Here is a 25888-nt window from a genome sequence, read left to right on the forward strand (position 1 = left end):
TACGTTTATTTGTATTCAGAAGCCTGTCTTGTGTATGTCCCTCTTTAAAGGGACACTTTACCGAAAAGAGCACTCCTGATTGCCAGTTTCGCGAATTTATTCTCCCTACTGGCAAGCAGCATTATTACTCAGTCAAAGCCATAAATTCTTCGACATCCTCAACACACATCCGGACTGCTTTTTCCCAGAAATCCTTTTTCGTGAGATCGACGTTCAGGTGCTTTTGTGCCAAGTCCTCGACTGTCATAGAAGCGGAGTCCTTCAAAAGTGCGATATATTTCTCTTCATATCCCTTGCCTTCTTCCTGTGCCAATGCATAAATTCCAAGGGAGAATAAGTAACCAAATGTATACGGGAAGTTATAAAACGGTACTCCAGTGATAAAGAAGTGCAGCTTTGAGGCCCAGAATAGCGGGTGGTACTCTTCTAGAGCTCCTCCGTATGCTTCAGTCTGTGCATTTTCCATCAATTCACCCAGTCTTTCTGGATTGACAATCCCTTGCTTGCGCTCTTCATAGAATTTCGTCTCAAACAGGAACCTGGAATGAATATTCATCAGAAGCGCTACCGATCGCTGTATTTTATCCTCTAACAGACTGAGCTTCTCTTCTTTTGTTTTCGCGTTCTTTACAGAAGCATCCGAAACGATCATTTCAGCGAAAGTAGATGCTGTTTCAGCAACGTTCATCGCATAATTACGATTCAGCAAGTGCTGGTCTCTCATAGCATATGTGTGGAATCCATGTCCAAGCTCGTGCGCAAGTGTGGAGACATTGGATGGCGTGCCCGAGTAGGTCATGAAAATTCGTGATTGGCTGCTCTCCGGAAAGAAAGTGTGGAATCCGCCTGGAGCCTTTCCAGGACGATCTTCCGCCTCAATCCATTTATTTTCAAATGCCATTTTAGCAAAGTCGGCCATTTCCTTGCCAAATTGCTCAAAATTATCGACGATGAAATCTGCCCCTTCCTGATAAGACATTTTGGATTCCGTATTGCCAATTGGTGCATCTAAATCGTACCAGCTCAGCTTTTCAAGTCCAAGGAGCTTAGCTTTCCGATTCAGGAACTGAACAAATGGCTCTTTATTGTCGGAGATGACTTCCCACATGGCATCAAGAGTTTCTTTTTTCATCCTGTTAATATCAAGCGGCTCTTTCAACACATCTTCCCAGCCGCGGAGCTTATAGACATTCAATCGAAAGCCTGCAAGGTGGTTAAGTGTTTTTGCGTAGAAATCCTCTTGCTCTCCCCAGGCTTTTTCCCATTGAGCGAAAATTTCTTTACGAACAGAACGGTCAGCATCGGAAAGCTTATTGGCCGCTTGGCCGACAGATAAACTTTCCTCTTTATAATTGATTTTCGTATTGCCAACAAGAACGTCGTACATCTGGCCCCAGCCATGATAGCCGTCTACACTCAAGGAATTAATGGCTGATTCCTCTTTTTCGGAAAGCTTTTCCGCTGCCCGCTCACGTCGCTCTGTCAGTACAAAACGGAGCTCCTCCAAAAGCCCTTCCTGGACAAGCTCCTCCCAAACACTTTCCGAAAAGCTGGATAGCTTCTGGTCAAAGATCGTCAGCGCTGTTTGCAGCGACGCACTTATTTCTGTCACTGCCGCTTTTAATTGCCCAGCTTTTTTATCACCAGTATTTTGGGCATGTAAACAGCTCACAAATGCTCCAGCCTGCCTGACCTTCCTTGCTGCTCCATCAAATATTTCAACGAGACTTGCCAGCCTAGCTCCCTCACTTACCTGGTCAGCTGGCTGCCAGCTCTCAACTTCGTTCTTAAATTGTGTGATTTTCTCATCTGCAGACTTTAGGTGTTCAGCGAAGTCAGGTGAATCACTTCCCCCTTCAAAAAACACGTCTAAGTCCCAGACTTCTGAGTATGTATTGGACATTAATTGGCTCCCCCTTTTTTTCTGTTATTTTATTATAATGTTATTTTTCTAAAATTTCTATTTTTTCAAATGTTTTTCTGGATAGAATGTTCACTGCCTGACACAAAGAAAAACTTCTGGAACCAAAGATAGTATAAAATGAATATTTAAAGAACAGAGGTTGTTTTCGCCGGAAAGAGCCTTATAAAAAAAGCAGAAGGTTTATCCTTTTTGCAGGATAAACCTTTGATCCCTCTATCCGTAGAAATACCACCATCCGCCAAAAATCAGAACGATGACAAGCAGGATGATGAACAGCGCAAACCATACACCACTTCCGCCGTAATAACCCGGATAACCTCCATAAGGTGCCGCGTATGGTGGATAGCAACCGTAAGGCATACTTTCACACTCCTTTTCTGTATCCTATTATTACTTTATGGGATTCTGTCCATTTTGGTTTGGGCTTTCAGCGAACCTTTTACAAAAAAGTTGTGTGAAACCCGTTATAAGTGCACAGTTTTTACAAAATTTTAGTGTAAGATGAACTAAACAATTATTTTGCAAGGGGTTTTTTATATGGCTACGATTTTGCTAGTAGATGATGAAACGCGTATGCTGGATTTGCTTGCGCTGTATTTAACACCTTTAGGATATACATGCATCAAGAAAACTTCTGCCGTTGAGGCTATCAGCTACCTGGAAGATCACGATGCTAATCTCGTTTTGCTTGATGTCATGATGCCCGAGATGGATGGCTGGGAGGCGTGCAGTGAAATTCGCAGGCATTGGGACATTCCTGTCATCATGCTTACCGCCAGGAGTGAGAAGCCTGACATTGTCCGAGGCTTGAAAGTAGGAGCTGATGACTATATCACCAAGCCTTTTGATGAAGGTGAATTAGTTGCACGAATTGAAGCAGTGCTCCGCAGACAATCAGTCAAGAGCCCTCTCCTCACTTTCAAAGGCTTGAAACTTAACATAGATTCCTATGAAGTGCAGTATGACGGCACTTTGATTCCTCTTACGCCTAAGGAGTTTGCGCTGCTAAGCCTGTTTCTGCAAAAAAGCAATAAGGTTTTCACCAGGGAACACTTAATCTCAACTATATGGGGATACGGTGTCAATACCGAAGACCGTACAATCGATTCGCATGTGAGGAACCTGAGGGATAAGCTTCGCAAATCTGGTTTTGCCGTGGATAATTATCTATCTACTGTTTGGGGTGTAGGCTATAAATGGATTGATTAGGATCCATGCGAAAACTGCCATAAATAATGAAGAAAGGAGAAGGGGATCCCCCCTCTCCTTTTCTATTTATTGGCTGTTTTCGTAAAGATTGTTGTTAAAAATCCTAAAGCCGATTTTAACGTAATATAAAGCCATTTTGTAGTTCGGTATTAAGTTTGCATGCTCTTTTCTCATAACAAGAGGCTTCTTTGCGAAGAAAAATAGTACATTCACTCCTATTTTGTAGTCAATAGCAACAAAGTTTGAGAAAAGAACCTATTTATTTAATTCTTTCGGCAGGTTTTGCAGGAAGGAAATCATTAATGTCATGCCTTCTCTTGTTTCTTTCTGTGTGACCGCCTTCATCAACTGCATGGATGACAAAGGTTCTTTATCCTTTGTTTCCTCTTGAGCATTATGGAAAGCAGTAAGCATACCGTCTACCAGGTCAATGGCACCAAGCTGGACGAAGGAATCTGCGAGTTCTACACCTTTGATCGCCTTCTCAACCATATCTGTTACCATTGGGCCTGTCATTGCGCCCTTCATTGCAGCGACCATATCCGCTAGCTGCATCAAGGACTTAAGCACACCGGTTTCTTCCATCCGTTTGACTTCCAACAATGTTCGCTCGAGATTCTCAGCCACTTCCGGCAATGTTTTTAGCAAAGAGAGTGTTTCTGGCTGAAGCAGGTCATCAGCCATCTCAACCATTTTGACACCTGTTTCGGCAATCGTTGAGACCATTTCCCCGGTAACCGCATTCATGGCTGCATCAGTAAAGCCGACGAGTTTATGTTGTTCTTTTTGTTGAGCTTGAGGTGTTTCTGTAGCCATCTCAACCACCCCTTCTATAAAATCCCTTTGGCATTTAACCAGTAAAGCTCATTGTACACAGCTTTAAACCAGTGTAGCAGGTCAGAAGTTTCTGCAGGCTGCGGAGGATTATTGTAATCGAATGTAATCATGCTGGCATCTTCAAGGCTGTTTTCAAGGAAGCAAGCGACCTTGCCATTGTATACAGCTGTTTCCGGGCGACCAGTCAATCTGCTGATGATATTGGCAACAAGCGATTCAGATTGGTAGTGTGCTGTTGAACCAGCCTTACTGATTGGAAGGTTCGTAGCGTCACCAATAACGTATACATCATCCTGGCCAATCATCTTCAATGTTGTACGGTTTGTCGGAATGAAGCCGGACTCATCTCCAATACCAGAATCAATCACTGCTTTAGCGCCAGTATGGGCTGGAATCGTAATAAGCATGTCATATTCGTGTTCCGAACCATCCATCGTGATGGCCACTTTTCGCTTTGGATCCACTTCTTCCAGGTTGAAGAATGTCTCGTATTTGATATCGCGCTTCTCGAACTGTGGCAATCCCCACTCAGCAACTGGTACTAGTGAGTGAATCCGGCCGATTGGATAAGCATATTTAATTTCGATATCCTTGCGTCTTCCATTCTTGCGGTAATAATCATCAAGCATTAACGCAAGTTCAAGCGGAGCAGCCGGGCACTTGTGCGGCACATCAATCGTGATGAGTATTCTTCCTTTTTCCATGGCTGCAAGATCTTCACGCAGGCGTTCTGCACCTTCGAGTGTATAGAAGTTATGAGCTCCATCTCTTAAGCCAGGTACGCTGTCGAAATCCGGATGAGAGCCAGTTGCGACTACAAGATAGTCGTACTGGTATTGCTTTTTGCCTTTAACCGTCTTCTTCTCGACGTCAATCTTTTCTACATCATCATAAACAAGGTTTACATGTCTGTGAACGAGGGTTTCCTGTTTTCTGATAAAATGCTCTGATGGCTTCTCATTGAAGGCAATGAATAAGTATCCAGGCTGGTAAATGTGCTTTTCTGTATTTGAAATCAACGTGATTTCGACTTCACGCTTCTTAATTTCTTCCCCAAGCTGGCGGGCAAGCTTGTTTGCAACCATTGTTCCCGCGCTGCCGGCTCCAAGAACGACGATTTTCTTTGTCATTTGGTCCACACCTCTTTATTGGATTCTTTGATGAAGGCTGTTACAGTTTAAACAGCAATCAATTACTTAACCTTTTTAACTGCGATCTTGAATTCATCGCCTTCATTTTCAAGGTAGGCAATTTCGTGGCCCATTTTGTTTACCCACTCAGGAATATCGACGGCTGAACCCTTATCTGTGGAAATAACTTCCACAACATCTCCAACTTGTGCTGTTTTGATTCCTTTTACCAATTCCATTAGCGGTCCAGGGCAATATGCTCCTCTTGCATCGATTGATTTAGTTACTTGTACTTCACTCATGATTTTTTCCTCCTATATAGTTAAGTTTTATGTTAAAATTGGATAAGATTTTTATTTTTGCATGAAGGGGAAAGGGTTGAGGGCCTGCACGCCATATCACTTTTCCCCGCTTCTGCAGCTTACATTGTAATAACTGTTGCTCCTTGAGTCATTCCCAGGAATTTTGTAACCCCGATTACTCCATCGAATACATCAATCATGTCTTCTTCTTGCCAATCCATGATGTCCATTGCTAGTGCGCAGCCATAAATATTAAGTTCTCCCATATCTTTTCCTTCCTGTAAAAGTGAATCAAATAATGGGATCTTCTTAGCTAGCATTTCCTTGCCAATAGTTCCAGTGATGAAATCAGTGCTTTCAAAGCTGTCTTTGCGGAAAGATTTCAATGCGTTCATTGTAACGAAGACATTCACAGTCATGCCTGACATTGAAGCAACTGATCCTACCAGTGCACCAGCATGCAACTTCTCAAGATCTTCCGATAATAAAATGACCGCTAAAGATGGGGCTTGTTGTTCCATAATGTATTTCCTCCTAATAAATTCGAATGATTTACCTTACACTTGCATTATACCTATACCCCTATGTCTATGTCTGTTTCTTTTATGTGAACGTTCTTAGTCTAAAAAGTGACAAAACAAGGTGTTCACAGAATTAACTATTGCATCTTCAGAATATTATTATGGATTAAATTCCCAATATAAAATATTTATTCGGACAGACACAATCCACCCTATTCAGACATAGGAATTTATTATAGGCGAAAGCCTAAAAAAGCGGGGGTGGAAACATGTCGGGCATACTAACAGCACTCGGGTACTTAGTTAAAGAAGTGATCCTTCTTGTTTCGTATGTTAAAAACAATGCATTTCCTCAACCGTTATCTGCAGCTGATGAGCGAAAGTACTTAAGGTTGATGGCAAATGGTGACCCACACGCGAGAAATATGCTGATTGAGCACAATCTGAGACTAGTCGCGCATATCGTGAAAAAATTCGAAAACACCGGCGAGGATTCGGAGGATTTGATTTCTATTGGAACAATTGGCCTGATTAAGGCAATCGAAAGCTATTCGGAAGGCAAAGGCACCAAACTGGCAACATATGCTGCCAGATGTATTGAAAATGAGATCCTCATGCACTTGAGAGCATTGAAGAAAACCAAGAAGGATGTATCTTTACACGATCCTATCGGCCAGGACAAAGAAGGAAATGAAATTTCGCTGATCGATGTCCTAAAGTCTGAATCAGAAGATGTCATTGATACCATTCAGCTCAATATGGAGCTTGAAAAAGTAAAAGAATATATCGATGTCCTCGATGAGCGTGAAAAAGAGGTCATTGTTGGCCGCTTTGGCCTTGACTTAAAGAAGGAAAAAACACAACGGGAAATCGCCAAAGAACTCGGCATCTCAAGAAGTTATGTATCAAGGATTGAGAAAAGGGCATTGATGAAAATGTTCCATGAGTTTTATCGTGCGGAGAAGGAAAAGAAGAAGAATAAAGGTCAGTAATAGGGAAAACCCGGTGGATGCCCGGATTTTTTATCTTTTTCTAGGTTTTATTTTTAGGCTGTTTTCGTAAAGATTGTTGTTAAAATCCTAAAGCCGATTTTAACGTAATAGAACGCCATTTTGTAGTTCTGTATTAAGTTTGCATGCTCTTTTCTCATAACAAGAGGCAACTTTGGGAAGAAAAATAGTTCATTCACTCCTATTTTGTAATCAATAGCAACAAAGTTTGAGAAAAGAGCCTATTTTTAAAAAGAAAAAGAGATCAATCGACGATGATTGATCTCTTTTGAACTCTATTCCACACTTACTTCTGCAGCAACTACCAAACCGACAGCGCCACAGATCACCAATCCCATGACAATCAAGAACATGCCCATCACCCCTTTAACGAAGACCCATTGTTTACACCAAATTTATCATATAAATACGGTGCTAAAAGGGTAGGGTTGTGAACATTTTGTTAACGATAGGATTTCTTTTTTTTGAAAATTAATGTTAACAGCAATACATGCAGTGACATACAATTTACCTCCCGACTCCGTCGTTAGGTGGTGTCCTTCTCCACCCATAAGCTAGCCAGTCTTCTTTGAATTAAATAAATCATTTTCTTTCCACCTTTCTAAAGTTTTTTATTCAAATAAATTAAAACAGGCGCAGCATTGATTGACGGGTTTTATTGTCTTCAACCATTTTTTCTACCATTTCGTTATGGCGAATTTCTTCTAAAGACATTTGGCGTTTGTTGATTGTAATTGTAAAAAACAAGATATTTAAGGTCATTATCGGTTCACCTCCTTTTTATTTCCACCCCAAAAAGCCGCAAGGATTCCTCCCCTGCGGCGAAAATGGGCACAAAAAAGCCACAGGGCACGATTCTCCCTGCGGCCATGGATGTATTAGTAAAAAAACAGCTTAAACAATCCAGTCCGATCCGGTCGAATGCGTATTACGATATGAAGTTAGTGCGTTATTCCAGTATCCAATCATGATCATTTCACTCGACCTCCTTTTGAATTATTCCGCTTCCATTGGTAAGTATATCCACTTTGATTTGTTTTGTAAACCTTTTTTGGCCGGTTTTTCCAAAAAAGTATTCGTCAAAATCCAACAAAAAAAACGCCCTGCACGGACGTTTATTTCTTCATCAGCATTTCCTGGCCTTCTTCGGTTTCTATCAGCTGGTTGCGATATTTTTTAGCGATTGAAAAGAATGATATGGATCCAGCAAGGAAACCAATGGAAGCACCAGTTGCAATATATAAATCTGTCATAATTTTCGTTTCAGATGGAATGATCGTTCCAAGGTAAAAAAATACTCCTACAGCAAGAAGTACGGTTGCATATTGCTTAAAATCAACCATTTTTTCGTAGAGTTGTTTCGCGTCCATTTCTATCACCTGCACTTTCAGACTTAACCACAACCCTACTTTAACATTTTTTAAACATCTTATAAGCATGTAAGTTATGGAAAAAAATTGGATAAAGATTTTATTTTATGTATGATTTAGAGTTATGCTGATTTTAGGATGGATTGGAGTTGCTGCTTCGGACAAAACTAGCGACTCCTACTGGGGTTTTGTCCGAACCTGGGGCTGCTTCGGACAAAACGAGCGACTCCTACCGGGGTTTTGTCCGAATCTGGGGTTACTTCGGACAAAACGAGCGGCTTCAACTGCGATTTTGTCCGAATCTGTTGCTGCTTTGGACAAACAAGGCGCCCTCCCTGTGATTTGTCCGAACCTGCGCCTCATCACCTGTTTTTTTCCAGAAAAATAGCGTGGAATTAATTCCACGCTAAAAAAATGGATCACTTTTTAAATATTATACCTTCCAGTTCTTGACCATCTCATTAACGATTTCAAAGGAATTCTTGGAAGCGAGTTTTGTGAATTCCAGGAAGTTTACGTCTGCTGAGCCATCTGCCTGGTCAGACATTGACCTGATGATCACGAATGGGATGTTGTTCATGATACATACCTGTCCAACGGCCGCACCTTCCATTTCTGTACAATATCCATTAAGCTCCTCATAAAGGAATTTTACTTTCTCGCGGTCAGCGATAAATTGGTCACCAGATAAGATACGTCCGCTGACGATTTTCTTATCCTCTACAATTTCTTTGCTCGCCGTAATCGCCAAATCCACCAATCGCTCATCGGCTTTAAATACAGATACTTCTGTATAAGGGATTTCCCCTAGATTGAAGCCCAATGCGCGGACGTCCATATCATGCTGTACACAATCAGTTGAAACGACGATATCTCCTATTTTCAAATCGGGATTAACAGCACCAGCAACACCGGTAAATACAATATTGGATGCAGCGAATTCATCAATCAAAATTTGTGTACACACGCTTGCGTTAACTTTCCCGACTCCGGACTTACAGAGTACTACGTCATACTCGTTAAAAGTGCCGACGTAAAAGGTGATGCCTGCCTTCTTTTTTTCATCATAGTCCTTCATTGAATCGAGAATATGCTGAATTTCTTCATCCATTGCGCCTATAATACCAATCCTGCTCATAATTCTGACCTCCAAAGTCTGATTAGTTTTGATTTAGATTCCATAAAACATTAACCGGATTATGGGGAATTTTTCATAAAACCCAGAAGCCCCTTTTACTTTCTATGTAAAATTTTACGAAAGAAGCTTCGACATTCTGTTTGCTTCATATAGTATTTTTTCTTCATCAATCGTTTTGAACTGTCCATTGTCAAGAATTTGTTTACCCTGGACATAGACATCCTTTACATCTCGTCCAGATCCGGAATAAACAAGGTGGGATACTGGATTATGCTTAGGATAAAAGAATGAGTGATTAGAGTTCACGACAATAAAATCTGCATCTTTGCCAACTTCCAGCGATCCAATCCGTTCTTCAAGCCAAAGAGATTCTGCTCCCTGGATGGTTGCCATCCTTAAGGCTTGCTGTGCGGTGACGACAGTTGCATCCCTAGCTACTCCTTTATGGATGGTAGCGGCAGCTTTCAGCTCTTCAAATAAATCCAGATTATTATTGGAGGCGACGCTGTCTGTACCAAGGCTGACTGTAACTCCCTTTTCGAGCATTTTGCCAACCGGTGCAATCCCGCTGCCCAATTTGAGGTTACTGATCACATTATGGGACACCTTCACATCTTTTTCTGCAAGGATTTCAATATCCTCGTCATTCACATGGACAGCATGTGCTACAAGTGATGGACGGTCAAAGAAACCAAGGTTGTCCAGGTGTACTACTGGAGTATCTCCATAGTCCTCAATATTCTTCTCTACTTCAAATTTCGTTTCAGACATATGCGTATGCAACGGAACATTCAGTTCGACTGATTTATCAATGATTTGTGAAATATACTCTGGTGAGCAAGTATAAGGAGAATGCGGTGACAGCATAGTCGTAATCCGGCCACCTGCGCCATTGTACCAGCTTTTCGCAAAGTCCGCCGCTTCCTTAAGCTTGCTCTGTCGAAGCTCATCCGAACCAAAGCCAATGATACCGCGGCACAGTACTCCACGTATTCCTGCTTCCTCTACCGCCTTTGCAATCTCATCCATATTGTCATACATATCAACAAAAGTCGTTGTACCTGTACGGATCATTTCAAGGATGGAAAGCTTGGCGCCCCATTTTGCATGTTCAGCTGTGTATTTAGCTTCAAGCGGCCAAATTTTATCTTCCAGCCATGTCTGCAAATGCAAATCATCCGCATATCCTCTCAGCAAGGACATCGGTGTGTGTCCATGCGTATTGATCAGGCCTGGAAGGAGAATATTGCCTTTTAAATCTACTTTTTCATCATAAGAGGAAAAATCTTCAGGTGCAGCCCCGACATAAATGATTTTTTCATCTTCAATGCCAATGGCTCCATTCTCGATCACTTCATTTTTGGTATTACTCGTAACGATGGTGCCGTTATATAATAACTTTCTTGCCATATTAATCGCTCCTATGTAAAAACACTTTTCCTACTAGATTTCGGTGTTTCAGACTGAAATATGCCTATCGTTCTAATTTATCAAAAAATGGTTTATTATTATAGAGAATTTACTATTTTTTTGTAAGGCTCTGTTAATCACGGCTGTTGATTTTCGTTCTAAGCGCTTCGCTTTCCGCGGGGAAGAATTATGAAAAAGTCCAACTGCCGGCTTTCCAAAGATCAAATTCTTCCTTGCAGTCTCGGAGCCTCCTCGGCGCTTCAAGCGCCTGCGGGGTCATCTATGACTTGCTCATTCCGCAGGAGTCTTCGCCCCTTCCACTAAAATCAACAGGATGTAAAAGCAACATTCACTTTAACAGAGACATTTGTAAAAGCAGGACAGAGACTATTTTAGCAAAATTACTTAAAGGGAGTTAGATTTATGAATTTCCAATTTGATTTAATTGAAGATAAGGTTGAATTTTTTGAAGCAGTCGATTTGAAAACCCTGGAACAAAAAATCAATAAACAGATTGAAATTAATAAGGCAATCATGCTGACTGTCCATCACGTGTCGCATCAGATGCATTTAGATGATAAAGGAAGGCTGTTCTATTCAGCAGTTGTCCACTTCAAGGCAAAAAAATAAAGGGGCCATCTTCCTGAGCCCCCTCTCAAAAAATCACATTATCTCTTATCATTTTCAATCAATTCTTCCATTTTAACTGGCTTCCAGCCCTGGCCTTCCACCCATTCAATCCATACCCTGAATGTCTGGTCACTTCCCTTTTCAGAGATGGTTCCTACTGCAGTATTAGGCGCACCGCCATTTTCATTCCACCATACAGTCATGTTATTCTTATCAATTCCCGTAGCATAAGAATATGCAAGAATCATTTCCTGCCAATCAACGGCATTTTGGTCGAAAACGGTATTATGTTCTCCTGCTTGTGTTGTGCCAACCGGCTTCCATTCAGGATTCTCAATCGTCTGTTTGACATTGGCATCACTGCCGCCTTCTGTCACGATTGGTTCCGCTAATTCTTCATCCTCAGCAGATTCCTCATCTGCTTCTTCAGACTCGATATCTTCTGTTGCACTATCGTCTTTTTTATCAGAATCTTTAAGATCATTCTTTTTGTCAGTATCTTTGCTGTCATTTTTGTTTCCTGAAGGGGCTGTGGCATCTTTTTCTGCCGCAACATCGTTCTGGTCAGCAGCCCCTTCATCATTGCTGAAAAAAATGTTAAAAGAGACAATTCCAATCAACAAAATAACGACAACTATCAAGCTATTTAAAATAAGGTTCGTTTTTCTGCGCTTGGATCTTATTCGTGAACGTGTCCCCTCATTTAGGTTGTCATAGTCGTGCTTCAAGATCTTTCCCTCCCTTATAAGGTTGTCAACATTCTACCATGACTTAGGTCAAACTTGAAGGATTTTATATTCATCTAATGATGGTTCAGTTGTTTTCAGGACCATCAGCATGGTTAAAAGCATACACCTCTTTTACTATATCCGCAAAAAGAGGATTCACCCCACCCTCATTCTCCAGCACCCCTAAGTTGACAGTTACTAGCGCATATTTTGGTTTTTCATAGGGAAAATATCCTGCGAACCATTTATTGTGTAATTGCTTGTCACCTTTGTATATCCCGGTTTCTGCTGTCCCTGATTTTCCTGCCACCTCATATGGCAAGTCCCTGAACCATCTGCCCGTACCTTCTTCATTCACTACGACTTCTCGCAAAAGCTTTTGGAGCTTCATAGCTGTAAACGGTGATATTTTCTCCCCTTCAAGCTTCTGTTTTGGGAATTCAGTCATTTTTGCACCATTTTGGTATTGGATGGACAGTACGGCCCTGACCATGTCTTTTTCGCCTCCTCTAGCTATCGTAGCCATCATATTAGCAATAGCAAGCGGAGACACCCTCACTTCATGTTGACCAATCCCTGATAATGCTGCAAAATTCTTATCCTTCCTCGCTTCATCCGATAGAAAAACCCTTCCTTCTTCCTCGTCCTGAAGCTGTTTGAAATCTTCAATATGGAAAATGTCACCATTCCACCCTACACCGCCAGTGATTGACAGCATCTCTGCATATTTTTCGAGCATATTGGGATCCCTCTCCTGAAGCTCACGTGCTACCTCCCCAAAAGTCCTGTTGCAGCTCACTGCAAAGCTATCATTGAAATTTAGCATTCCATGGTCATACTTCAAATCTGGTTCTCCACTAATCGTCTGGCTGCAATTGAACTTCCTGGCTGGATCATCGAGCCCATGATCAATTGCTGCCGCGGCTACAACCGTTTTAAAAACGGAGCCAGGTATATGCTGCCTAACCATCATATTTTCTGTCCCCTCGTCATTAAAAGGGTTTACACGGTTAATGTCTGGCCTTGACACCATTGCCAGTATACTGCTTGTTTCGATATCCAGCAGCACCAAGCCGCCTTTGTTGATGTTGTGCTGGTCAACTTTATACTCTAGGAGCTTTTGCAGATCTTTATCTATCGATGTCTGAAGGTTGATTGGGTAAAATGGATTGGCGGGATCTATGTATTTAACATTAATCCCGAATAATGGTGCACCTTCTCCGTCAACATGGTAAACCAGTTTTGATTTCCCTTCAGCAACAAGGAACTCGTCAAAGCTTTTTTCCAATCCTGACAGACCGATTAAGGTCCTAGGCAGCAAATCTTTCTCCCCATACCTTGATTTCAGGAGTGATTCATTCTCCCCAATGATACCCAGAAGTTGGGCAGCTGGCACTTTTCCCAATGGATACTTCCGTTCAACAGCAAATACTCCCGGGATTTCCATCTCGTTAATGATCTCCATTTGACTCTTTGTCAGGATCAACGGATCTGGGTCGCCAAAGGCAAATGGTTCCTTGGACTTTTCCACTGCATTTTTCAAAGCGTAATCAGATACACCTAGAGTCCTTGCGACCTTGTCAGCTTCCCAGTCCATTTTCTTTAAAAATGGAAACAGGACAAGAACAGACGAAGTTTCGTAGGATAAAGGGGCTCCTGACCTATCAAGGAAATTCCCTCTGCCATTGTCAACGACCATTTCCTGGGACCTTTGCTTGACACTTGCTTCTATTAGATTTATTTCATGCTTGGAAAAGGATTCTGTATCAAGTAGCTGCAACTGGGCCAGCCGAAACATCAGCAGACCAAAGACAGCTATGCATATCGAGATCCAAGCCACCATTCTTTTTTTACGCATAAAAAACACCTCGTCAAAAGTGTTGACGAGGTGTCTATGTTTCAAACCTGCTTGAAGTCAGAGATTCTTACTTTATTGATGTAATGCGAACGTTCATTTCACCGCCAGGAGTCTGGACAGTCACTTCGTCGTCAACCTTCTTGCCCATCAAGCTTTTTGCAATCGGAGAGTCGTTTGAAATTTTGCCCTCAAACGGGTCAGCTTCAGCACTTCCCACGATTGTATAGGATTCTTCATCGCCATCTGGAAGCTCGACAAAAGTCACTGTGCGGCCAAGGCTGACTGCATCTGTGCTCACTTCATCTTCCTGGATGATTTTTGCATTGCGAATCATATTTTCAAGAGTCGTGATACGGCCTTCAACAAAGGCTTGCTCTTCTTTCGCTGAATCATACTCAGAGTTCTCTGAAAGGTCGCCAAAGCTTCGCGCGATCTTTATTCTCTCAACCACTTCTTTACGTTTTACCGTTTTCAATTGTTCCAATTCTTGTTCTAGCTTTTCTTTTCCAGCCTGTGTCATAGGAAAAACTTTTTCTGTAGCCAAAATCCTTCACTCCTTCTAGTCTTCACAATTCCCCAAAAAATAGAATGTGTAATATTATATTATGTATCCTGAAAAATATACAGGAGCGCGTCCTTTACCAGGCCGCGCGATTTAAATAGAGCCATTTCAGGCCATTTACTTTTCCTTGGACAAAAGGAAGCACTTTATTCAAGTACTTCCATGTCCACATTATCTATGTTATTGTGTCACAAAAATGATTTTTGTTCAAGAATTGTTTGAATTTTTGTTACCATCAGATCAATTGCCACATGGTTGTGGCCGCCCTCAGGAATAATAACATCTGCATATCGCTTGGTCGGCTCGATGAACTGGTTATGCATCGGCCTGACAACATTCACGTACTGTTCGATGACAGAGTCCATTGAACGTCCGCGCTCCTTGATGTCACGCAGCAGCCTGCGGATGATTCGTAAATCTGCATCTGTATCAACATAGAGCTTGATATCCATCAAGTTGCGAAGTCTCTCATCCTCAAGGATCAGAATTCCTTCAAGAATGATAACATCTTTTGGTTCAACATGGACGACCTCGCTGGACCTCGTATGGACAGCATAATCATAAACTGGCTTATCAATCGCCTCGTGGCGAAGCAGCTTTTGGATATGTTCTATCAACAGGTCATTATCAAATGCCAGTGGATGGTCATAATTTGTCTTTAGACGCTCTTCCATTGGCAGATGGCTTTGGTCTTTATAATAGTAGTCTTGTTCAATCATCAGGATTGAGTGGCCTTTAAAGCTATCATAAATTGCTTTTGTTACACTTGTCTTTCCTGAGCCGGAGCCGCCGGCTACACCAATTACAACAGGCTTGCGGTCCATTTATTTATTTCTCCTTCCGCATCATGTTATTTGGGTAAACAGGCTTGTCCATCTTGAACTTCACGATTTGAAGAGGATGGCGCGCTACATCCAGTTCATTGCCATCTTCATCCCAAATCTTCTCAATGACCTGAGTGAAGTTCTCAATCTCTGGTCCAAAGAATTCAACCTCATCGCCAGGCTTGAAGTAGTTTCTTTGCTGCAGTGTCACCATTTGTGTCTCAGCATCATAATCAAGCACCAGACCGGCAAAATCAAAAGTTGTCTTTTTGCTATGGTTTCCAAACATTTGCTCTTTATACCCAGGAACTCCCTCAAAGAAGGCAGTTGCTGTCTCACGGTTCGCACATTTATCCAATTCTTCAAGCCATTCCTGCTTGATGACAAAGTTTTCAGGGTCTGCGCAATAAGCATCAATGACTTTGCGATACACACTAACTACTGTAGCAACGTAGTGGATCGACTTCATTCGTCCTTCGATCTTCAAGCTGTCAATTCCAAGCTCGATCATACGAGGGATGGATTCGATTAACTTAAGGTCCTTAGGGCTCATCGCAAAAGGAGAGTCACCTTCAGCAAATAAGGCGTTTTCTTCCTTTCCCTCAAGTGTATACAAGTCGTAATCCCAACGGCATGATTGGCAGCAGCCACCGCGGTTTGAATCACGGGCTGTCATGTGATTGCTCAACGTACAGCGGCCGGAATAGGCGATACACATTGCTCCATGGATGAAGGTTTCGATTTCGATATCAACCTTTTCCTTCATCTCCTTGATTTCTTCCCCGCTTGTTTCACGCGCAAGAACAACACGCTCTAGACCTTCTTCTTTCCAGAACTGGACAGCCTTCCAGTTTGAAAGGGATTGCTGTGTGCTCAAGTGAACTTCAATCTCCGGAGCAACCCTGCGGCAAGTTTCGATGATCAAAGGATCAGCTACGATGATGCCGTGAACGCCAGCACCCTTCAATCCTAACAGATAGTCTTCTAGACCATCGATGTTTTCGTTATGGGCAAAAATGTTTGTTGTAACATATATTTTTGCGCCGTATTTCTTGGCGAACTCAACGCCTTCTTTCATTTCCTCAAAAGTGAAATTATCTGCGTTTGAGCGCAAACCATACTCCTGACCGCCAATAAAGACGGCATCTGCACCATAATGGACCGCAATCTTAAGTTTTTCAAGATTTCCGGCTGGCGCAAGCAGTTCTGGTTTTTTAACAATGACACGTTTTCCGTCAACAATTTGTGAGATTTTATCTGATACTGCTGTCATTACGCAACCTCCTTATAGTGTTTATTCTTAGTAAACCGTCTCTTTAAAGTAGAATCCTGTATCAAGCGGTCGGTTAGCCGGCTGCAATTGTTCTGCCGCTTCCAGTAATCCGTCTTTTTCTTCGTCATATTGGTCAGGATCTTCTACAGCCAAATCAATGGCTTTGCGATAAAGTTTTGTAACTTCCAAAATATATTCAGGGCTTTTTAGAATGCCGTCAATTTTAAAAGAATCGATACCTGCTTCCACAAGCTCCGTTAGTTCATCGATAATGCAAATATCGTTAGGACTCATGATGTGAGTGCCATTTTCATCCTCGAAAATAGGGTATTTATTCTCCCGTTCTTTATCATGAAGGAACATATTGCGTTCTTGTTTGCGGTTTTCAACTTCAAGAGCTTTGCCTTGGTATTCAAAATAATGTCCGAGCAGTGGGCGTTTAGACTGGAACATGTTCATCATTCCGTGAACCTGAACCTCAATTTCAACCTCGGCATTTTCCTTGATTTCAACAATCGCGTCCATGTTGATTTCCCTTGCAAGAACAGCGCGCTTTGCACCTTTCCTGCCCCAATAGTTGCATGTATACCAGTTCGTTCCTGTTATTTCCGTGCTCCAATGAAGCTTCATTTCCGGAGCAAATTCCTTTGCGGCCATCAAAACAGCAGGATCGCCAAAAGTGACTCCATCTGCTTTAACATCCTGCAGGTAAGTAAGGTAATCGCCAAGCAGCTCCACTTTCTCATTGTGGAACAATGCATTCATAGCGACATACACTTTCTTGCCTTTTGAATGAGCCATTTCAATTGCCTGCTTTACGTCTTCTCGGTTAAACTCGCCAGCGAGTCTCAGTCCGAATTTTTGTTCACCAATCAAGAAAGCGTCTGCTCCCGCCTCCGCTAGTGGAATAATATCCTCAACACTCTTTGGAGTTACCAATAATTCAGGTTTATTCATTCCGGTCACCTCTTCTTACTAACCGCTACACCATCGCCAATCGGAAGGATGACTGTATCATACTCCTCGTTGGCTGTTAGCCAGCGGTTGAATTCGTCTATTTTTTTAACCAGGCTGCGAACCCTCTTGCTTTCTGCTTCCTGATTATATACAAGTCCTTTGAAAAGGACGTTATCCGTAATGATCATGCCCCCAGGCTTTAAATGCCTTGAGTATATATCAAAAAAACGTTTATACTGCCCCTTGGCCGCATCAATAAAAATCGCATCAAACGGAGCATGGCCGGCAACTTCCTCCTCCAGCTCAAGGGCATCTCCACTGATTTGGATGATCCGCTGCTGCATGCCAGCCCTCTTTATATAATCAACAGCAAGCTTAAACCGTTCCTCATCACGTTCCAATGTGATGATCTTTGCTTGCGGCAGGGCGTATGCCATCCTTAGTGCGGAATAGCCTATCGCTGTCCCTACCTCAAGGATAGCTTCAGGCTGCTGTATTCGCAAAAGCTGGAGCATTGTTTCAATACCTGCCGGCTCCATGATTGGAACACCATTTTGACGGGCATATTCCTCCATCTCTGCAATGAGGCCATCCCTCGGCTGTATAAGAGAATCTATATAACTTTGCAGCTCTTGACTTAGCAAGCTGCTTCACCTCTATTCAAAGGCCAAAAATCAGCCAGAGTAGATATATAAAATGACTGTCCAAGCATGAAAAAAATAGCGTTCACAGGTTAAGAGAGACACCGCCCGGCAATATTGCCGTTCCGGTTCATAAGCTAAAAAAGCCACAACTCCTACTTCTGCAATGCACGCTATCAAATAAATCGGAGCTCTCATAAAGAGCTTACCCTAGACAGTAACATTACTATTGAATCTAGAAAAAAACACTTGAATTATTTTATCACAATAAGAAGGGAAATGCTAATCTTTCTGCATTCCCCTTTTATTTACTGTTATTTTTTGTTTGTTATATGTTCGGCAACTTTACGGTTATGTTCAGCAAGTGTTTTAGAGAAGAGTACATCTCCATTAGAGGTGGCAAGAAAATACATATCATCCGTGTCAGCAGGTGCCAGAGCGGCCTCGATTGACATTACCCCTGGATTGGCGATCGGGCCCGGCGGCAACCCTTGTATTTTATAAGTGTTATAAGGGTCATCAATTTCAAGGTCCTTAAAAAATACCCGTTCTTTATGTTCTCCATGCGCGTAAAGGACGGTCGGATCTGTTTGCAGCATCATTCCGTCTTCCAGGCGATTGTAGAAGACGCTTGCGATTTTATCGCGGTCAACTTTTTCAGTCGCTTCTTCTTCAATCAGCGATGCCATCGTCATCAATTGATGTGTAGTCATTTCCTTTTCTTCCATCTGTCCTCTGAATTCACCGAGAACTTCTTTAGTCTTAGTCAGCATGACAGTAACGATTTCCTCGACCGTCGGCTTTTCAGAATAAAAAGGATAAGTTGCCGGGAACAGATAACCTTCAAGTGGATACTTCACATTTTCGTTTAAGATGTCTTGCGTTAGAACGTCAGGATATCTTCCCATCATTTTTGTGATGAATTCCTTATCGTTCAGCTGTTTAAAAATTTCTTCTTCGTTTTGCTGTGTTTTCTCCGCGATGATTCCAGCGATTTGCTTCAACTGTTTTCCTTCAGGAATGGTGATTTTCATGACTACATCCTGCATGACTTTACCAGTTTTCAAGCTCGAAATTATTTCAGGAAGTGTCATGGACGGATTCATCTTATAATCCCCGGCCATAAAACCTGCTTCATTTTTAAATTTCACATAGTATTTGAAGACTCTCGCATCCCGGATTACACCATTCTCCTCCAATATCTTTCCGATTCCAGTAGTAGAAGAACCAATCGGAATATTGACATCGATCGTCTTCTCGCTGGATTCATCTACCGGCTTCAAGGCTTCTTTAATATAATAATATCCGCCTCCGCCAACTGCCCCGATGAGCAGGATCCCGACAATTGCCGTGATGAAGACAATCTTCCTAACGATTCTTGCTTCATTCTGCTGTTCGATCAGCTTCTCAGCTATCAACTTCTTTTTATCGTTTTTCGCGTCTTTTATATTTTTTTCGTCAGACATAAGTTCCCCCTCCAGTTAACAATGCTGATTTCCTGGATACTCTCTTTTTTCACATCTCGAACCATTATACTATATTTTTTATTTCTATTTGCAAATAATTACGAAAAAATACCTTGAACGACAAACAAACCAAAAATTCGACAGTGGACTCAGGCGTATGATAACACATAATCGGTGTTTTTTTCGAGGGAGGTGCCATCTGAGGACAATAGAGATTATCTATCGGACACTTTCCCAGGATTCCTTCTTCTGATTGGTCCATAGATCTTCCGTAAAACAAATAAAAGACCAGGCTATATTCGCCTGGTCCCATTTGAACATATTTTATTCTTCGTCTTGCTCTGCAAGGAATGTTTCTAACATTTCTTCGATCATGTCCCATTCTGCGTCAGTTTCGATTGGCATTAGTTCGCCATCTTCGTTGTCTTCTGAAGGGCTGAATGCTGATGCGTGGATTTCGATTTCTTCATCATCGTTATCCTCTGCACCTACTGGATAATAAAGAACATATGACTTGCCAAATTCATCAGAGTCAAATGTGAAAAGCACTTCGCATAGTTGTTCGTTACCGTTTTCGTCTACTACTGTGATGTTGTTTTCGCCGTGATCCATTGTAGTCACCTCAATTTAATTTTGGCTGTTTAAATAGCCTTGTAAAATCATAACTGCAGCCATTTTATCAATGACCTTTTTCCTTTTTTTGCGGCTCAAGTCTGCCTCAAGCAAAACCCGCTCTGCAGCCACTGTCGTCAGGCGCTCGTCCCAAAGGATGACAGGGACTCCGAACCTTTCCTCCAATTCACGGGCATAGAACTGGCTGGCCTCTCCGCGAGGGCCAATCGTGCCGTTCATGTTTTTAGGCAGCCCGACGACAACTTTGCCGACTTCGTACTCTTTTATTATTTTACCTAATTCATCGAAACCAAACACATTTTCTTCTTCGTTGATTTTCAATGTTTCAAGTCCCTGAGCTGTCCATCCGAGTTCATCGCTCAGCGCAATGCCGACTGTTTTCGAGCCGACATCCAATCCCATGGTCCGCATTTATTTCCCCTCTCGATGGTTCCTTAAATAGGATTTAACCAGTTCCTCGATAATTTCATCCCGCTCTAGCTTGCGGATGATATTGCGGGCATCCCGATGGCGGGGAATATAGGCCGGGTCGCCAGAGAGCAAATATCCGACAATCTGGTTGATCGGGTTATACCCCTTATCCTGCAAGGCTTCATAGACCTGCAGCAGGACTTCATTGGCATCATGCTCAAAAGGCTCTTCGGGAAAATTAAATCTCATCGTTTTATCAAACGAGCTCATCGAATGCACCTCACTTTTAAAAAATGGCAGGCAAATTTTTCTTTAGGTTATCTTCATTCTACACTACTTTACTTTTATATCAAATTGATTTAACCCATTCTTCAGCAAATTGAAGAGCATTGTCAAGTTTTGATGGGTCTTTTCCGCCAGCCTGTGCCATATCTGGACGGCCTCCGCCGCCTCCGCCGCAAATTGCCGCTGCTTCCTTGATCAGTTTTCCAGCTTGATAACCTCTTTTAATCAAGTCATCAGTTACTGCTGCAATCAGGTTTACTTTACTGCCATCAGTCATACCAAGCAGGATAACAGCTGAGCCAAGCTTCTGCTTCAAGTCATCAGCCATATTTCGCAGGCTGTTCATATCAGCTGCTTCAACGCGCGCTGCCAGCAACTGGACACCGTTCACTTCTTTGACCTTGGAAGTTAGGCTTCCTGCTTCAATATTACCCAATTTAGCTGATAGAGATTCATTTTCGCGCTGAATCTGCTTCATTTCAATAAGCATTGAGTCGATTCTGTTTGCAATTTCTTTAGGAGATGTCTTAAGTTTAGCTGCCGCATCTTTCAGGATGCTGATTTGATCATTCAGCACTTTGTAAGCTGCTTCGCCTGTTACAGCTTCAATCCTTCTTGTACCTGCACCAATGCCGCCCTCGGATACAATTTTGAACAATCCAATCACAGAAGTATTAGGAACATGGCAGCCTCCACAAAGCTCAAGACTGTAATCGCCAACTTTTACAACACGGACAATATCTCCGTATTTTTCGCCGAATAATGCCATTGCGCCCATTGCTTTCGCTTCAGCGATCGGCTTGAAGTTCGTCTCAACCTGGATGCTTCTCCAGATTTTTTCGTTAACGATTGATTCTACTTGCTCCAATTCATCTGCTGTGACCTGGCCGAAGTGGGAAAAATCGAAACGTAGTCTATCAGGCTCGACAAGAGATCCCGCCTGATTTACGTGACCTCCCAGTACATCCTTCAATGCCTGGTGTAGCAAGTGTGTTGCAGTATGATTCTTGATGATTCTCGAGCGATTATCCTGGTCAACTTTAGCTGTCACTTCAAGACGCTTCGTCACGGTGCCCTCTTCTACCACTGCATGGTGAAGGTTTTGTCCGTTAGGAGCTTTCTTTACGTCCTTGACCGATAGCTTCACGCCATTCGCTTCGATTGTTCCCTTGTCAGCGATCTGGCCACCGCTTTCCGCATAGAAAGGTGTTACATCAAGGATAAAGTGAACTTCATCGCCAGCATTCGCTTCCTCAACAAGCTCGCCTTCCTTGACCAATGCAACAATCTTGCCATTTGTTTCAAAATTTTCATAACCGACGAATTCACTGCTTTCTTTAATGTCGCCAAGAATGCCGCCTTGAACCTGCATGGAACCTACATCCTGACGTGCAGCACGTGCTCTTTCACGCTGCAGTTCCATTTCTTTTTCAAAGCCTTCATGGTCGACCTTCAATCCTTCTTCTTCAGCATACTCTTCTGTTAATTCGACAGGGAACCCGTATGTGTCATAAAGACGGAAGACATCTTCTCCCTGGACCATGCCGCTGCCTTTTTCCTTTTCCTTCTTGATCAGCTCGGAAAGGATTGCAAGGCCTTCATTAAGCGTTTCATGGAAGCGGTCTTCTTCGTTTTTGATGACTTTTTGGATGAATTCTGTCTTTTCTTTTACCTCTGGGTAGAAGTCATGCATGATTTCACCGACAACAGGAACAAGCTCGTACATGAATGGACGGTTGATGTTCAGCTTTTTCGCATAACGTACAGCTCGGCGCAATAAACGACGAAGTACATAACCGCGGCCTTCGTTCGAAGGAAGTGCACCGTCACCGACAGCAAAAGCTACCGTACGAATGTGGTCGGCAATAACTTTGAATGCTTCATCCTTCTCTTTGGACTGTCCGTATTTTTCACCAGAGATTTCTTCAGTCGCATTGATGATTGGCATGAACAAATCTGTTTCAAAGTTTGTCGGAACGTCCTGAACCACAGAAGCCATACGCTCAAGCCCCATACCTGTATCAATATTTTTCTTCGGCAGTGGAGTATATGTTCCATCAGGATTGTGGTTGAACTCGGAGAACACCAGGTTCCATACTTCTAAATAACGGTCATTTTCCCCGCCAGGGTATAATTCTGGATCTTCAGGATCATTGCCGTATTCAGGTCCTCTGTCATAGAAGATTTCCGTGTTTGGACCACTTGGGCCTTCACCGATATCCCAGAAGTTCCCTTCAAGGCGGATAATGCGCTCTTCAGGAATACCGATTTTCTCTCGCCAGATATTGAAAGCTTCATCGTCTTCGGGGTGAATTGTCACAGATAGCATTTCAGGATCAAAGCCAATCCACTTTTCATCCGTAAGGAATTCCCATGCGAATTCAATTGCTTCTACCTTGAAATAGTCACCGATCGAGAAGTTCCCGAGCATCTCAAAGAACGTGTGGTGGCGCGCTGTCTTGCCGACATTTTCGATATCGTTTGTACGAATAGATTTCTGAGCATTGGTGATCCGTGGATTTTCCGGTATGACACGGCCGTCAAAATACTTTTTCAGTGTTGCCACACCGCTGTTGATCCACAGTAGGGAAGGATCGTCATGCGGTACAAGTGACGCGCTTGGCTCGATCGCGTGGCCCTTTTCCTTAAAAAAATCAAGATACATTCTTCTGATTTCAGCACCTGTCAGTTTTTTCATAAAACTAACCTCCTAAACCCAATTGAAATTTAAGCTTTCAGGGATTTTAGGCAACAAAAAAAGCCCTCATCCCTGGACAGGGACGAGAGCTTGCTCGCGGTACCACCCTGATTATGGACGCAAAGACGTGCGCCCATCTCTCAAAAACGCTTTAACGCAGCTGCTACGGCAGGTTTTGCCTGCACTCCGGAATAGCTTTCTGTTATCCTTCATCGGGAATTCTTGCAGCCTTGGAATCCCTCTCTGGACGATGGTCTATAACATACTCGTTCCTTCTACATTTTTCGAATTATTAATCTATAGCCGAATTATATATAGCCGCTTGCCGTTTGTCAAACGACTTGGCAAAAATTATGTTGGTCGCGCTTTCTTTCTCTCCAGTATGATATGGTCTTTTGCGTGAATCAATGCCGCCCTCAATACGACCAGAACGGGAACGGCTAGTATCAATCCCAGGATACCGCCCACTTCTTCCCCTGCTAACAGCGCAAACATGATCATCAGAGGATGCATGTGCAGGCTTTTACCTACAATCAGTGGGGATAGAATATTCCCCTCGAGGAATTGAAGTGAAAAGACAATCACGAGTGATAGAACCACCATTTTTACTGACATTGTCGCGGCAATAATCACAGCCGGGATGGCACCGATGATTGGCCCGAAATAAGGAATCACATTCGTTATCCCGACAATTGCTCCAAGCAGAAGCGAATACTTTATGCCCGCCATCCAAAAAAACAATGAGGATAGTACTCCAATAATGAGACAAATGAGCAGCTGGCCGCGGATATAGCTGCCCAGCGATTTGTCGACTTCATGCAGGAACTTGGTGCCTGGCTGCCTCCACTGCCGTGGTGTGATATACCACGCCGCTTTTTTCATGACATCAAAATCCTTCAGCATGTAAAAAGCGATAAACGGGATCACGGCAATCGTCAGGATGGAATTTACGAGATCCATCAGGAATGCCATCGAACCCGCGAGCACACCATCAAGCCATTGTTCCATCCTGTTGATTCCATCCTCAATTCTTTCGTGGATACCTGCTGGCCAGGTAGAGGTCTGGTCGACAATATTATTGACCATTTGTTTATATTGCTCGGCGAAATACGGAGCATTTTCTGCCAAGTCGCCCAGCTGGTGGATCAGTGCTGGTATCCCTTTGTAAAAAGCAAAGCCGGCCCCGCCAAAGAACAAGATATAGATGATCAAGATAGATACTCCGCGATGAAGTCCTTTTTGGTGAAGGGCCTCTACGATAGGATGCAGCAAATATGTAATGAATGCAGCCACTGAAAAAGGCACAAGCAGCGAAAGCAGTACTTCCAAAAAAGGAACCCATATGGACTGCAATTTAATGAAAACATATAGAACAATGAATAAAAGGAGAAGAAATCCAAGCCGGTAATACCATTTCATCTGGATATTCATCCATCTTCGCCCTCCTTCCTGTTTATTCTTAAGAGAAAGGAGGTGGATTATACATTTTGGCCTTGCTTGGATATTTTTTAAGCAGTCCTTTTCGATTTAATAGCGAAAGGTTCTTTTTTATAGCGAAATTTTTAATAATATAGCGAAAAACTTTTTATTATAGCGAAATTCTTAATATTATAGCCAAAAAGGATTTTTTATAGCGACTTGGAAATTATCAGCGATTTTTTCCAATCTGACAGTAAAAAATCCCTTGCAATTACGCAAGGGATTAGGTTTGATTATCCGGACTAGAATAAAGCTCTCGTCATCTTTCTGCCAAGCCTCTTCATTTTTCTGCCAGACATCATATTGTTGTTGGAAGCATAGTTGATTGCTGCCATTCCAGCACCAATAGCAATTACGGAGGTTAACATTCTATTCATATGCGCCACCTCTTTCATTTATTTTACATGCCGTATTGACGTTGATCTTCTTCAAATAAATCATCAAGTGAGCTCAATGTTCCATCCTCTTCGACTTGATGGGTATGGATCAAACCTTTGTTTAGAGACAGTTCTATGAAGCAATTCCAGCAGTAATATTGGTTGATGCCAATTTTACCTATATCCTTGCTTCTGCAATTGGGACAACTTAACAT

28 protein-coding genes and 1 other annotated feature are annotated in these 25888 nt (G+C 42.5%); of the genes, 3 read left to right on the forward strand and 25 right to left on the reverse strand.

All coding sequences use genetic code 11. The features are described from left to right. Positions 1 to 124 precede the first annotated feature (124 nt). Both DYI25_RS11175 and DYI25_RS11180 read right to left on the reverse strand, forming a co-directional pair. The gene (locus DYI25_RS11175) at positions 125 to 1903 is read right to left on the reverse strand and encodes a M3 family oligoendopeptidase (RefSeq protein ID WP_213368737.1); all 1779 of its coding nucleotides are present in this window, start codon (positions 1901 to 1903) and stop codon (positions 125 to 127) included. 234 nt (positions 1904 to 2137) lie between these two features. Beyond that, positions 2138 to 2284, reverse strand: a complete 147-nt coding sequence (locus DYI25_RS11180) for a hypothetical protein (RefSeq protein ID WP_213368739.1) — start codon at positions 2282 to 2284, stop codon at positions 2138 to 2140. A gap of 177 nt (positions 2285 to 2461) precedes the next feature. Here DYI25_RS11180 and DYI25_RS11185 point away from each other — a divergent pair, with 177 nt between their 5' ends. Further along, a complete protein-coding gene (locus DYI25_RS11185; RefSeq protein ID WP_213368741.1) occupies positions 2462 to 3133 on the forward strand; it encodes a response regulator transcription factor in 672 nt (223 codons plus the stop codon). A 255-nt stretch (positions 3134 to 3388) separates the two neighbouring features. Here the strand turns inward: DYI25_RS11185 and DYI25_RS11190 are convergent, their stop codons facing one another. The 4 genes from DYI25_RS11190 to DYI25_RS11205 form a co-directional block, all read right to left on the reverse strand. Then, a complete protein-coding gene (locus DYI25_RS11190; protein ID WP_213368743.1) occupies positions 3389 to 3949 on the reverse strand; it encodes a DUF1641 domain-containing protein in 561 nt (186 codons plus the stop codon). A gap of 14 nt (positions 3950 to 3963) precedes the next feature. Beyond that, positions 3964 to 5100 carry an NAD(P)/FAD-dependent oxidoreductase gene (locus tag DYI25_RS11195; RefSeq protein ID WP_213368745.1) on the reverse strand — a complete coding sequence of 379 codons (1137 nt, stop codon included), beginning with the start codon at positions 5098 to 5100 and terminating at the stop codon, positions 3964 to 3966. A gap of 62 nt (positions 5101 to 5162) precedes the next feature. Further along, positions 5163 to 5402 carry a sulfurtransferase TusA family protein gene (locus tag DYI25_RS11200; protein ID WP_213368748.1) on the reverse strand — a complete coding sequence of 80 codons (240 nt, stop codon included), beginning with the start codon at positions 5400 to 5402 and terminating at the stop codon, positions 5163 to 5165. Positions 5403 to 5521: 119 nt separating this feature from the next. Continuing rightward, positions 5522 to 5923 (reverse strand): DsrE/DsrF/DrsH-like family protein, encoded by a 402-nt coding sequence (locus DYI25_RS11205; protein ID WP_167831642.1) that lies wholly within the window; start codon positions 5921 to 5923, stop codon positions 5522 to 5524. 269 nt (positions 5924 to 6192) lie between these two features. Here DYI25_RS11205 and sigK point away from each other — a divergent pair, with 269 nt between their 5' ends. Continuing rightward, complete coding sequence (sigK, locus tag DYI25_RS11210; protein ID WP_023627218.1) at positions 6193 to 6915, forward strand: RNA polymerase sporulation sigma factor SigK; 723 nt, start codon at positions 6193 to 6195, stop codon at positions 6913 to 6915. 642 nt (positions 6916 to 7557) lie between these two features. Here the strand turns inward: sigK and DYI25_RS11215 are convergent. From DYI25_RS11215 to DYI25_RS11230, 4 genes are all read right to left on the reverse strand, one after another. After that, the gene (locus DYI25_RS11215) at positions 7558 to 7695 is read right to left on the reverse strand and encodes a YrzI family small protein (protein WP_213368750.1); all 138 of its coding nucleotides are present in this window, start codon (positions 7693 to 7695) and stop codon (positions 7558 to 7560) included. Positions 7696 to 8048: 353 nt separating this feature from the next. Next, positions 8049 to 8303 (reverse strand): YrhC family protein, encoded by a 255-nt coding sequence (locus tag DYI25_RS11220; protein WP_249745307.1) that lies wholly within the window; start codon positions 8301 to 8303, stop codon positions 8049 to 8051. A 433-nt stretch (positions 8304 to 8736) separates the two neighbouring features. Continuing rightward, positions 8737 to 9441, reverse strand: coding sequence for a 5'-methylthioadenosine/adenosylhomocysteine nucleosidase (locus DYI25_RS11225; protein WP_213368753.1), 705 nt, complete (start codon positions 9439 to 9441; stop codon positions 8737 to 8739). Positions 9442 to 9555: 114 nt separating this feature from the next. Then, a complete protein-coding gene (locus DYI25_RS11230; protein ID WP_213368755.1) occupies positions 9556 to 10851 on the reverse strand; it encodes an amidohydrolase family protein in 1296 nt (431 codons plus the stop codon). Positions 10852 to 11274: 423 nt separating this feature from the next. Between DYI25_RS11230 and DYI25_RS11235 the strand changes: the two genes are divergently transcribed. Beyond that, the gene (locus DYI25_RS11235) at positions 11275 to 11481 is read left to right on the forward strand and encodes a YrzA family protein (RefSeq protein WP_213368757.1); all 207 of its coding nucleotides are present in this window, start codon (positions 11275 to 11277) and stop codon (positions 11479 to 11481) included. Positions 11482 to 11519: 38 nt separating this feature from the next. Here the strand turns inward: DYI25_RS11235 and DYI25_RS11240 are convergent, their stop codons facing one another. The 15 genes from DYI25_RS11240 to DYI25_RS11310 form a co-directional block, all read right to left on the reverse strand. After that, the gene (locus DYI25_RS11240; RefSeq protein WP_213368759.1) at positions 11520 to 12209 is read right to left on the reverse strand and encodes a YrrS family protein; all 690 of its coding nucleotides are present in this window, start codon (positions 12207 to 12209) and stop codon (positions 11520 to 11522) included. 85 nt (positions 12210 to 12294) lie between these two features. Then, the gene (locus DYI25_RS11245; RefSeq protein WP_213368761.1) at positions 12295 to 14067 is read right to left on the reverse strand and encodes a peptidoglycan D,D-transpeptidase FtsI family protein; all 1773 of its coding nucleotides are present in this window, start codon (positions 14065 to 14067) and stop codon (positions 12295 to 12297) included. Positions 14068 to 14134: 67 nt separating this feature from the next. Then, the gene (gene greA, locus DYI25_RS11250; RefSeq protein ID WP_213368763.1) at positions 14135 to 14611 is read right to left on the reverse strand and encodes a transcription elongation factor GreA; all 477 of its coding nucleotides are present in this window, start codon (positions 14609 to 14611) and stop codon (positions 14135 to 14137) included. 206 nt (positions 14612 to 14817) lie between these two features. Then, on the reverse strand, positions 14818 to 15453 hold the full coding sequence (gene udk, locus DYI25_RS11255) for a uridine kinase (RefSeq protein WP_213368764.1): 636 nt from the start codon (positions 15451 to 15453) through the stop codon (positions 14818 to 14820). A gap of 4 nt (positions 15454 to 15457) precedes the next feature. Beyond that, positions 15458 to 16726: a peptidase U32 family protein gene (locus tag DYI25_RS11260; protein WP_213368765.1), complete on the reverse strand. Its 1269-nt coding sequence runs from the start codon at positions 16724 to 16726 to the stop codon at positions 15458 to 15460. A 27-nt stretch (positions 16727 to 16753) separates the two neighbouring features. After that, positions 16754 to 17683: a peptidase U32 family protein gene (locus DYI25_RS11265; RefSeq protein WP_213368766.1), complete on the reverse strand. Its 930-nt coding sequence runs from the start codon at positions 17681 to 17683 to the stop codon at positions 16754 to 16756. 5 nt (positions 17684 to 17688) lie between these two features. After that, a complete protein-coding gene (locus DYI25_RS11270; RefSeq protein ID WP_213368767.1) occupies positions 17689 to 18327 on the reverse strand; it encodes an O-methyltransferase in 639 nt (212 codons plus the stop codon). 311 nt (positions 18328 to 18638) lie between these two features. Next, the gene (gene mltG, locus DYI25_RS11275) at positions 18639 to 19790 is read right to left on the reverse strand and encodes an endolytic transglycosylase MltG (RefSeq protein ID WP_213368768.1); all 1152 of its coding nucleotides are present in this window, start codon (positions 19788 to 19790) and stop codon (positions 18639 to 18641) included. A 324-nt stretch (positions 19791 to 20114) separates the two neighbouring features. Continuing rightward, entirely contained in the window at positions 20115 to 20402 is a 288-nt protein-coding gene (locus DYI25_RS11280) for a DUF1292 domain-containing protein (protein WP_213368769.1), read from the reverse strand. 15 nt (positions 20403 to 20417) lie between these two features. Then, positions 20418 to 20834, reverse strand: a complete 417-nt coding sequence (gene ruvX / locus DYI25_RS11285; RefSeq protein WP_102263684.1) for a Holliday junction resolvase RuvX — start codon at positions 20832 to 20834, stop codon at positions 20418 to 20420. Continuing rightward, entirely contained in the window at positions 20835 to 21104 is a 270-nt protein-coding gene (locus DYI25_RS11290) for an IreB family regulatory phosphoprotein (RefSeq protein ID WP_213368770.1), read from the reverse strand. A 79-nt stretch (positions 21105 to 21183) separates the two neighbouring features. Then, positions 21184 to 23817 (reverse strand): alanine--tRNA ligase, encoded by a 2634-nt coding sequence (gene alaS, locus DYI25_RS11295; protein ID WP_213368772.1) that lies wholly within the window; start codon positions 23815 to 23817, stop codon positions 21184 to 21186. 75 nt (positions 23818 to 23892) lie between these two features. Continuing rightward, positions 23893 to 24104: a binding site (T-box leader), on the reverse strand. Positions 24105 to 24168: 64 nt separating this feature from the next. Continuing rightward, positions 24169 to 25248 carry an AI-2E family transporter gene (locus DYI25_RS11300; protein ID WP_213368775.1) on the reverse strand — a complete coding sequence of 360 codons (1080 nt, stop codon included), beginning with the start codon at positions 25246 to 25248 and terminating at the stop codon, positions 24169 to 24171. A 290-nt stretch (positions 25249 to 25538) separates the two neighbouring features. Next, positions 25539 to 25673 (reverse strand): YrzQ family protein, encoded by a 135-nt coding sequence (locus DYI25_RS11305; protein WP_213368777.1) that lies wholly within the window; start codon positions 25671 to 25673, stop codon positions 25539 to 25541. 23 nt (positions 25674 to 25696) lie between these two features. After that, a complete protein-coding gene (locus DYI25_RS11310; RefSeq protein WP_102263688.1) occupies positions 25697 to 25888 on the reverse strand; it encodes a hypothetical protein in 192 nt (63 codons plus the stop codon).

The organism is Mesobacillus boroniphilus (genome assembly GCF_018424685.1).
Taxonomy (GTDB): Bacteria; Bacillota; Bacilli; order Bacillales; family Cytobacillaceae; genus Mesobacillus; species Mesobacillus boroniphilus_A.